This window comes from Gluconacetobacter dulcium, assembly GCF_014174165.1.
GTDB lineage: Bacteria > Pseudomonadota > Alphaproteobacteria > Acetobacterales > Acetobacteraceae > Gluconacetobacter > Gluconacetobacter dulcium.
On the sequence record NZ_JABEQN010000048.1, the window covers coordinates 1 to 7,154 of the forward strand.

A 7,154-nucleotide genomic window follows, 5' to 3' on the forward strand; every position below is an offset into this window, starting at 1 on the left:
TATGGTCCAGCCCGGGCGACCCGTCCCCTTCCCGTTCAGCCGGGGTGGCCACCCCGGCTGAACGGTCCTTTATCGCTCAACGCGACAAAAAAATCATAAGACAAGCCCTGACGAACAACGCCCGTTCAGCCCCGATGCAGCATCGGCCCCAGCGCGGCCCCACCGAACAGATGCACATGGAAGTGCGGCACTTCCTGCCCGGCGGCGACGCCCATATTCGCCAGCAGGCGGTATCCGTCCTCGTCCAGCCCCAGCAACCCCGCAACATGGCCGACCGCACGGGTAAAGCCCGCGATTTCGGCATCGCCGGCGGCCTGACTGAAATCGGCGAAGGAAACGTACGGTCCCTTGGGGATCACCAGCACATGGACCGGCGCCTGGGGCGCGATATCATGAAATGCCAGCGCGTAATCGTTTTCATACACCTTGCGGCACGGGATTTCCCCGCGCAGGATCTTCGCGAAGATGTTCTGCGGGTCGTAGGGACCCCGTCCGGAAACGGCCATGGACTTGCCTCCTTGCGTTATACCGCCAACGGGTCGCGGGGGCGAGCGGCCTTTTCGGCGATGCCGCTGGTGCCCTGGCGGCGCGTCAGTTCGGCCCAGACATCCGACGGATGGATGCCGGCATCAACCCACATGACGATCAGGTGATACAGCACGTCGGCGCTTTCGCCGATCAGTTCCTCGCTGTTGCCGGCGACGGCCTCGATCAGGCATTCGACCGCTTCCTCGCCGAATTTCTGGGCGATCTTGCGACGACCGCGTGACAGCAGGCGTGCCGAATGGCTCACGGCAGGGTCGGTGCCCTTGCGCGAGACGACGACGTTGAACAGTCGGTCCAGAATTTCCGCCGTCGCCACCGGTTCGGCGGGCAGGGTAGGGACAGCCTTTACGATGGCTTCAGCGGGGGCGGCCTTTTTGCGGGCGGTCTTCTTGGCGACGCTCTTCTTGCCGGCGGCCTTGGTGTCGTCGTTCTTGCGCGTGGTCTTGGGGATTTTCGGCATCGTGCCCTCGCTTGCGTATCGGCGTCGTTCAGGATCTGGCGGCTGGCGTGTGGCGCACCGGCAAGCCGGCATCCGTCAGCGCCTGCTTGACCTGCGGAATGGTGAACTGGCCGAAATGGAACACGCTGGCGGCCAGCAGGCCGGTGGCGCCCGCGCGCGCGCCTTTGACGAAATGCTCCAGGGTGCCGACGCCGCCCGAGGCCACGACCGGCACCCGCACCGCGCCGCAGGCCGCGCGCAGCAGGTCCAGGTCGAACCCGCTGCGGGTGCCGTCACGGTCCATGCTGGTCAGCAGGATCTCGCCGGCCCCGCGCTCGGTCACGTCGCGGCACCAGTCGATGACGTTGCGGCCGGTGGGGGTGCGGCCGCCATGGGTGTAGACTTCCCATGATCCGTGCCCGTCCGAGCGGGCGTCCACGCCCACCACCACGCACTGGCTGCCGAATTTGCGCGCGGCCTCGTTGATCAGTTCCGGGCGGCTGACGGCAGCGGAATTCATCGCGCATTTGTCGGCGCCGGCCAGCAGCAGGCGGCGCATGTCGTCGGTCGTGCGTACGCCACCGCCCACGGTCAGGGGCAGGAAGATCTTCTCGGCGGTGCGGTTGACCACGTCCAGGATGGTGTCGCGGTTTTCGTGGCTGGCGGTGATGTCCAGAAAGGTCAGTTCGTCGGCGCCGGCGGCGTCATAGACCGCCGCCTGTTGCACCGGGTCGCCCGCGTCGCGCAGCGAGACGAAATTGACCCCCTTCACCACCCGTCCGTTCTTGACGTCCAGGCAGGGGATGACCCGCAGCTTCAGCATCAGGACAGGATCCGCAGCGCATCGGCCGGGTCCACCCGGCCGTCATAGAGCGCACGCCCGACGATCGCGCCCTCGATTCCAGGCGCGGTGACGGTCGCGGCCCGCAGCGCGCGCAGATGCTCGATATTGCCCACGCCGCCGCTGGCGATGACCGGGATCGAGAGGCTGTTCGCCAGTTCGGCGGTCTGGGGGATGTCGATGCCGGTCAGCATGCCGTCGCGGCTGATCTCGGTGAAGATGATCGCGGCGACGCCCGCATCTTCCATCCGCCGGCCCAGGTCGATGGCCTTCATGTCCGAGGTTTCGGCCCAGCCTTCGGTCGCGACCTGCCCCGAGCGCGCGTCGATGCCCGCGACGATCCGGCCGGGGAAGGCGCGGCAGGCGGCGCGGACCAGTTCGGGGTTCTTCACCGCGACGCTGCCCAGGATCACACGGGTGATCCCGGCGGCCAGCCAGCGTTCGATGCTGTCCAGGTCGCGCAGCCCGCCGCCCAACTGCACCGGCACGGTGGCGTTGGCGATAATGGCTTCGATCGCGGCGCTGTTGGCCGACCTGCCGGCGAAGGCGCCGTTCAGGTCCACCACATGCAGCCAGCCGCATCCGGCCGCGATCCATGCGCGGGCCTGCGCGCCGGGATCGTCGGAATAGACCGTGGCATCATCCATCTCGCCCCGGCGCAGGCGCACGCAGGCGCCGTCCTTGAGGTCGATGGCGGGGTAGAGGGTCAGGCTATGGCCGGTCACGCTGGCAGGTCCTGTCGCGGGGATGGGAACGGAGGCGGCCTGCGGGTGAGCGGGGACGACCCGCTCATTGTCCTGCAGGCGCTTGGTGAAGAACAGGCCCCGCATCGTCCGCCCGTCGGCACGGGCATAGCTGGGATGGGTGCCCCATTGATAGAAGCCGAAGGCGCGGAACAGCCGGATCGCGGCTTCCTGGGTCTCGCGCACATCCAGGTTCAGGATCTGGTAGCCCATGGCCCGCGCGCATTGCTCGGCCTCCAGCAGCAGCAGCCGGCCGAGCCCGCGCCCCCTGGCATAGGGCGCGACGTACAGATGCATCAGTGTGGCGCTCATCGCCTGCGCTTCGTTGTTGCGCGGCGGGCGCACCAACTGCGTGCCTCCGACGATGACGCCGTCCAGCCGCACCACGAACAGCATGCGTTCCGGCACCATCAGCAGGCCCCGGAAATAGCGTTCCATCGCCTGGCGGCCCGGCACGTTCAGCCAGCCGAACCCGCCGCCATCCAGGATCGCGGCGTCGGTGGCCTCGCACAGTGCCTGAAGCTCGTCCTCCGTCAGCGACTGAACCCGTTCGGCGCGCGGCTGGTCGTAGGGTCTGCCGGTTCCGGTCATGCGGGACCTCCTTCGCGGGCTGGCGTCCAGCGCAGGAAGTTGGACAGGATGCGCAGGCCGACCGTCTGGCTCTTCTCGACATGGAACTGTGTGCCGGCGCGATTGCCACGGGCCACGATCGCCGGCACCGCGCCGCCATAATCGGTGGTCGCCACCAGTTCGTCGGGCACGCCGTGGCGCAGCGCATAGGAATGGACGAAATAGCCGTGGGCGTCCGCGTCCAGCCCGTCGGTCAGTGGATGGGCGCCCGGTATGAAATCCAGCCTGTTCCACCCCATCTGCGGCAGGCGCAGGCCCGGCACGTCCATGGGGGCGATTTCGCCCGCGATCCAGCCGAAACCTGGGGTGACGGCATGTTCCAGCCCGCGCTCGGCCATCAGCTGCATGCCCACGCAGATGCCCAGGAACGGCGTGCCGGCATCCGTCGCGTCGACGATGGCGGCGCGCAGCCCCGGCACGGCGTCCAGCCCGGCGGCGCAGTCGGCGAAGGCGCCCTGTCCTGGCAGCACGATCCGGTCGGCGCTCCGCACGGCCTGCGGGTCGGCCGAGATCGTCACCTCGGCGTCGATGCCGCTATCCGCCGCCGCGCGAGTCAGGGCTCGCGCGGCCGATGCCAGATTGCCGCCATTATAATCGATGACCAGGATGGATTGCGTCGCGGATGTCATGCTCAAGCCTCAGCCATGTTCCCGCGCGTGCGTGCAAGCGTGGGATTGCGCTCCAGCAGGCGTAGCATCGCTGCCTCGTGACCCTGCGCAACGACGATCGGCCCGGCGGCCAGACCGTTCAACCGCAATTCCCACGCCCTGATATCGGGGGTGCACAAGGCCAGCAGCAGATGCAGCCCGGCCCAGAAGGGCAGAAGCGGCAGATGCGCTGTCTGCACCGCACTCAGCAGGACCAGGCTGCCGGCCCCGGCCAGCAATCCGGCGATCCAGCTTCCCTGGATCACCAGCCCCAGCCAGCCCAGCAGCAGCACCCGCCAGGACAGGCGCTCTGCCACCAGGACCGGCGGCCGCCGGTCGTCCGCCCGGAACCATGTGGTATAGGTCGTCACAGCACGCCTTTGGTCGAAGGAATGCTGCCCGCCGCGCGCGGGTCGGGTTCGGCCGCCATGCGCAGGGCGCGGGCCGCGGCCTTGAACGAGGCCTCGGCGATATGATGGCAGTTCCGCCCGGCTTTCTGCGTCACATGTAGCGTCAGCAGCGCGCTCATGGCGAAGGCGCGGAAGAATTCCTCGAACAGTTCGGTGTCCATCTCGCCGATCTTGTCGCGGGTGAAATCCACCGACCAGGCCAGGAAGGGGCGGCCGGAGATGTCCACCACGACTTCGCTCAACGCCTCGTCCAGCGGCACCAGTGCGTGGCCGAACCGGCGGATGCCGCGCTTGTCGCCGATCGCGCGGACAAAGGCCTGACCCAGCGCGATGCCGGTATCTTCGGTGGTGTGATGGAAATCGATATGCAGGTCGCCCTTGGCCTCGATCTCCAGATCGAACAGGCCATGGCGCGCGAGGGCCGTCAGCATGTGATCGAAGAAGCCGATACCGGTCGCGATCCGGGACTGGCCGGTGCCATCCAGGTTCAGGCGGAGCGTGATGTCGGTCTCGCTGGTGACGCGATGAATCGTGGCTGTGCGGGCGGTATCCATGCCCGTTCTCCTACAGGAATGGGGCGCGTTAGGCCACTCTCCTATATATGTGCGCGATGCGCCACCGGCCGGGGTTCGCGTCTCTGGCCCGCAGGGGATGGATATTGGCTTCCCCTGCCTTCTGCGGCATGGTGCCGGCCAGGGCCGCGCGACCGCTGCCGGGGCCCGAGACCAAGGAGGCCCCAATGGCCGTGCTCGACAGCCTGCTGTCCCGCTTTTCGACCGACGCCCTGTCCGACCCCGCGCCCGAAGGGTCGGTGCTGGAAGATATCCTGTCCACCGCGATGCGCGCGCCCGATCATGGTCGCCTGCGGCCGTGGCGTTATGTGCTGATTCGCGGAGAGGCCCGGTCGAAGCTGGCCGAACTGGTGGTGGCCGGCATGCTGGCGCGCGACCCGGGCGTGCCGGCGGCCAAGATCGAAAAGCGCCGCGAGCGCTTCTCCACCATGCCGCTGACCATCGCGCTGGGCATGCACCTGCGCCCCGAAGACAAGATCCCGCTGATCGAGCAGGAAATGGCGGTCGCGGCGGCGGCGATGAATATCCTCAATGCCCTGCATGCAACCGGCTTCGGCGGCGTCTGGGTCACAGGTGACATGGCGGTCGACCCCGCACTGGCCTCGGCGCTGGGGTTCGATGCGCCGCATCGGCTGGCGGGCTTCCTGTTCGTCGGCACGCCCGATCCGAACCGGGCCATACCGTCTCGCCGACCGGTCGAAGGATATGTGGCGGAGTGGCATGGCGCGCCCGTCACATTCGGGGCGGACAACGAGTAACGTGCGAGAGGCCGAGATGCACAGTGACGTCACGATTATCGGTGGTGGCCCCGCCGGCCTGGCCACGGCCCTGTCGCTGGAAAGCGCCGGCCTGTCGGTCACCGTTCTGGAGCGTGCGCCGCAGGCGGCACTGGCCGAGCCCGCATTCGACGGGCGGGAAATCGCCCTGACCCATCATTCGGTCTCGGTCCTGCGGAATGCCGGGGCCTGGGCGCGCATCCCGCCGGTGGGTATCTCCCCCTTGCGTGAGGCAAGGGTGGAAACCGGGCGACACAACCACCCGCTGACCTTCGATACCAACGGCCAGGGCGTCGAGGCGTTGGGGTATCTGGTCTCCAACCACATGATCCGTCAGGCCTTGTATGAAGAGGCCATGACGCGTCCCGGTATCGTCATCCGAGCAGGCGTCGCGACGCGGCGTGTGCGGGACGAAGGCGAGAGCGTGACCGTGCTGGCGGAGGGCGGTGACGTAACATCGCGCCTGGCCATCGCGGCGGATGGCCGGTTTTCCGAAATCCGGCGCCTGCAAGGCATCGGCGCGATCGTCCATGATTTCCATCGCGCGATGCTGGTCTGTCGCATGGCGCATGAATCGCCCCACCATCATGTTGCGCTGCAATGGTTCGATGACGGTCAGACGGTCGCGCTGCTGCCCGTCAATGGCGGCGCGTCGTCGCTGGTGCTGACCCTGCCGCCGGACCAGATCGAGGCGCTACGAACGATGGAGCGCGAGCGGTTCAACGCCAACATCATGGCCAGGGTCGGCAACCGGCTGGGGGCCATGAGGCTGGTCAGCACACGCCATGTCTATCCCCTGCGGGCAGTCTATGCGCATCGCTTCACGGCACGACGCTTCGCCTTGATTGGCGATGCGGCGGTAGGCATGCACCCGATCACCGCGCATGGGTTCAATCTGGGCCTCAAGGGGCAGGATGTCCTGGCGCAGGAAATCGCGGCCGGCATGGCGCGTGATGGCGATCCGGGGTCGGCTGCGGTGCTGCGGCGCTTCTCCATGCGCCATCGTCTGACCACGGCCCCCCTGTTTGCCGCCACCAATGGCATCGCCACCCTCTATACGCGCGACGAATCACCCTTCCGGTACCTGCGCCGCGCCGGTCTGCGGGCCGCCGATTCCCTTGCACCGTTCAAGGCAGCCGTGACCAACATGCTGATCGATCGGGAGAAAACGGCCTGAAACCGCCATTTTCTGATTGGTGGGTCAGAAAAAAACGATGCGGCTCATTTTTCGCTGTTGACGGTTCTGAGGGTGGGGTGTAGATCGCTCTTCACCGCCGGGGCTGAGGTTCTTGACCTGGCGGTTTGGACCTGCTAGTTTCCTTGGCTCTGCTGGGTTGAGTGGATGGTTAGCAGAGGTCTTTGACAACAGAATATGGAATGGAAGGGATATGTTGGCGGCGTTCTGACGGCCTGCGGAAGCGGGTTGATTTGGGATTGGTTTGATCTGGGTTTAGCCTGGGTTTGATTGATGCCTGCTTGGGACGCTGTGATGCATATTTCTTTGATTTATGCGTTTTTATAGCTTTCGAGTTTGATTGCTTGGGCCTTTG

General features: G+C 66.7%; 10 protein-coding genes. 2 read left to right on the forward strand and 8 right to left on the reverse strand.

Features of this window, described 5'->3' with window-relative positions; translation table 11 throughout:
- Nucleotides 1-125: 125 nt before the first annotated feature.
- Genes HLH25_RS19665 through hisB form a run of 7 tightly spaced genes read right to left on the reverse strand, consistent with a single transcriptional unit; the run spans nucleotide 126 to nucleotide 4,810 of the window.
- Nucleotides 126-506, reverse strand: a complete 381-nt coding sequence (locus tag HLH25_RS19665; protein ID WP_182975700.1) for a histidine triad nucleotide-binding protein — start codon at nucleotides 504-506, stop codon at nucleotides 126-128.
- A gap of 17 nt (nucleotides 507-523) precedes the next feature.
- The gene (locus HLH25_RS19670; RefSeq protein WP_182975701.1) at nucleotides 524-1,006 is read right to left on the reverse strand and encodes a phosphoribosyl-ATP diphosphatase; all 483 of its coding nucleotides are present in this window, start codon (nucleotides 1,004-1,006) and stop codon (nucleotides 524-526) included.
- 28 nt (nucleotides 1,007-1,034) lie between these two features.
- Entirely contained in the window at nucleotides 1,035-1,808 is a 774-nt protein-coding gene (gene hisF, locus HLH25_RS19675; RefSeq protein WP_182975702.1) for an imidazole glycerol phosphate synthase subunit HisF, read from the reverse strand.
- On the reverse strand, nucleotides 1,808-3,160 hold the full coding sequence (gene hisA, locus HLH25_RS19680) for a 1-(5-phosphoribosyl)-5-[(5-phosphoribosylamino)methylideneamino]imidazole-4-carboxamide isomerase (protein WP_182975703.1): 1,353 nt from the start codon (nucleotides 3,158-3,160) through the stop codon (nucleotides 1,808-1,810). Before hisA ends, hisF begins: the two co-directional genes overlap by 1 nt.
- Nucleotides 3,157-3,828, reverse strand: a complete 672-nt coding sequence (gene hisH, locus HLH25_RS19685; protein WP_182975708.1) for an imidazole glycerol phosphate synthase subunit HisH — start codon at nucleotides 3,826-3,828, stop codon at nucleotides 3,157-3,159. The genes hisA and hisH overlap by 4 nt, the downstream gene beginning before the upstream one ends.
- A 2-nt stretch (nucleotides 3,829-3,830) precedes the next feature.
- Nucleotides 3,831-4,217 carry a hypothetical protein gene (locus tag HLH25_RS19690; protein WP_182975704.1) on the reverse strand — a complete coding sequence of 129 codons (387 nt, stop codon included), beginning with the start codon at nucleotides 4,215-4,217 and terminating at the stop codon, nucleotides 3,831-3,833.
- Nucleotides 4,214-4,810 carry an imidazoleglycerol-phosphate dehydratase HisB gene (gene hisB / locus HLH25_RS19695; RefSeq protein ID WP_182975705.1) on the reverse strand — a complete coding sequence of 199 codons (597 nt, stop codon included), beginning with the start codon at nucleotides 4,808-4,810 and terminating at the stop codon, nucleotides 4,214-4,216. The genes HLH25_RS19690 and hisB overlap by 4 nt, the downstream gene beginning before the upstream one ends.
- Before the next feature lie 185 nt (nucleotides 4,811-4,995).
- On the opposite strand from hisB, the gene HLH25_RS19700 reads away from it, so the two are divergent.
- Both HLH25_RS19700 and ubiM read left to right on the forward strand, forming a co-directional pair.
- Nucleotides 4,996-5,586 carry a nitroreductase family protein gene (locus HLH25_RS19700; RefSeq protein WP_182975706.1) on the forward strand — a complete coding sequence of 197 codons (591 nt, stop codon included), beginning with the start codon at nucleotides 4,996-4,998 and terminating at the stop codon, nucleotides 5,584-5,586.
- Between the two features lie 16 nt (nucleotides 5,587-5,602).
- Nucleotides 5,603-6,781 (forward strand): 5-demethoxyubiquinol-8 5-hydroxylase UbiM, encoded by a 1,179-nt coding sequence (ubiM, locus tag HLH25_RS19705; protein WP_182975707.1) that lies wholly within the window; start codon nucleotides 5,603-5,605, stop codon nucleotides 6,779-6,781.
- Nucleotides 6,782-6,950: 169 nt separating this feature from the next.
- Here ubiM and HLH25_RS20090 read toward each other — a convergent pair.
- Nucleotides 6,951-7,154: hypothetical protein (locus HLH25_RS20090; RefSeq protein WP_220791928.1), on the reverse strand; the 204-nt coding region annotated here is incomplete at its 5' end.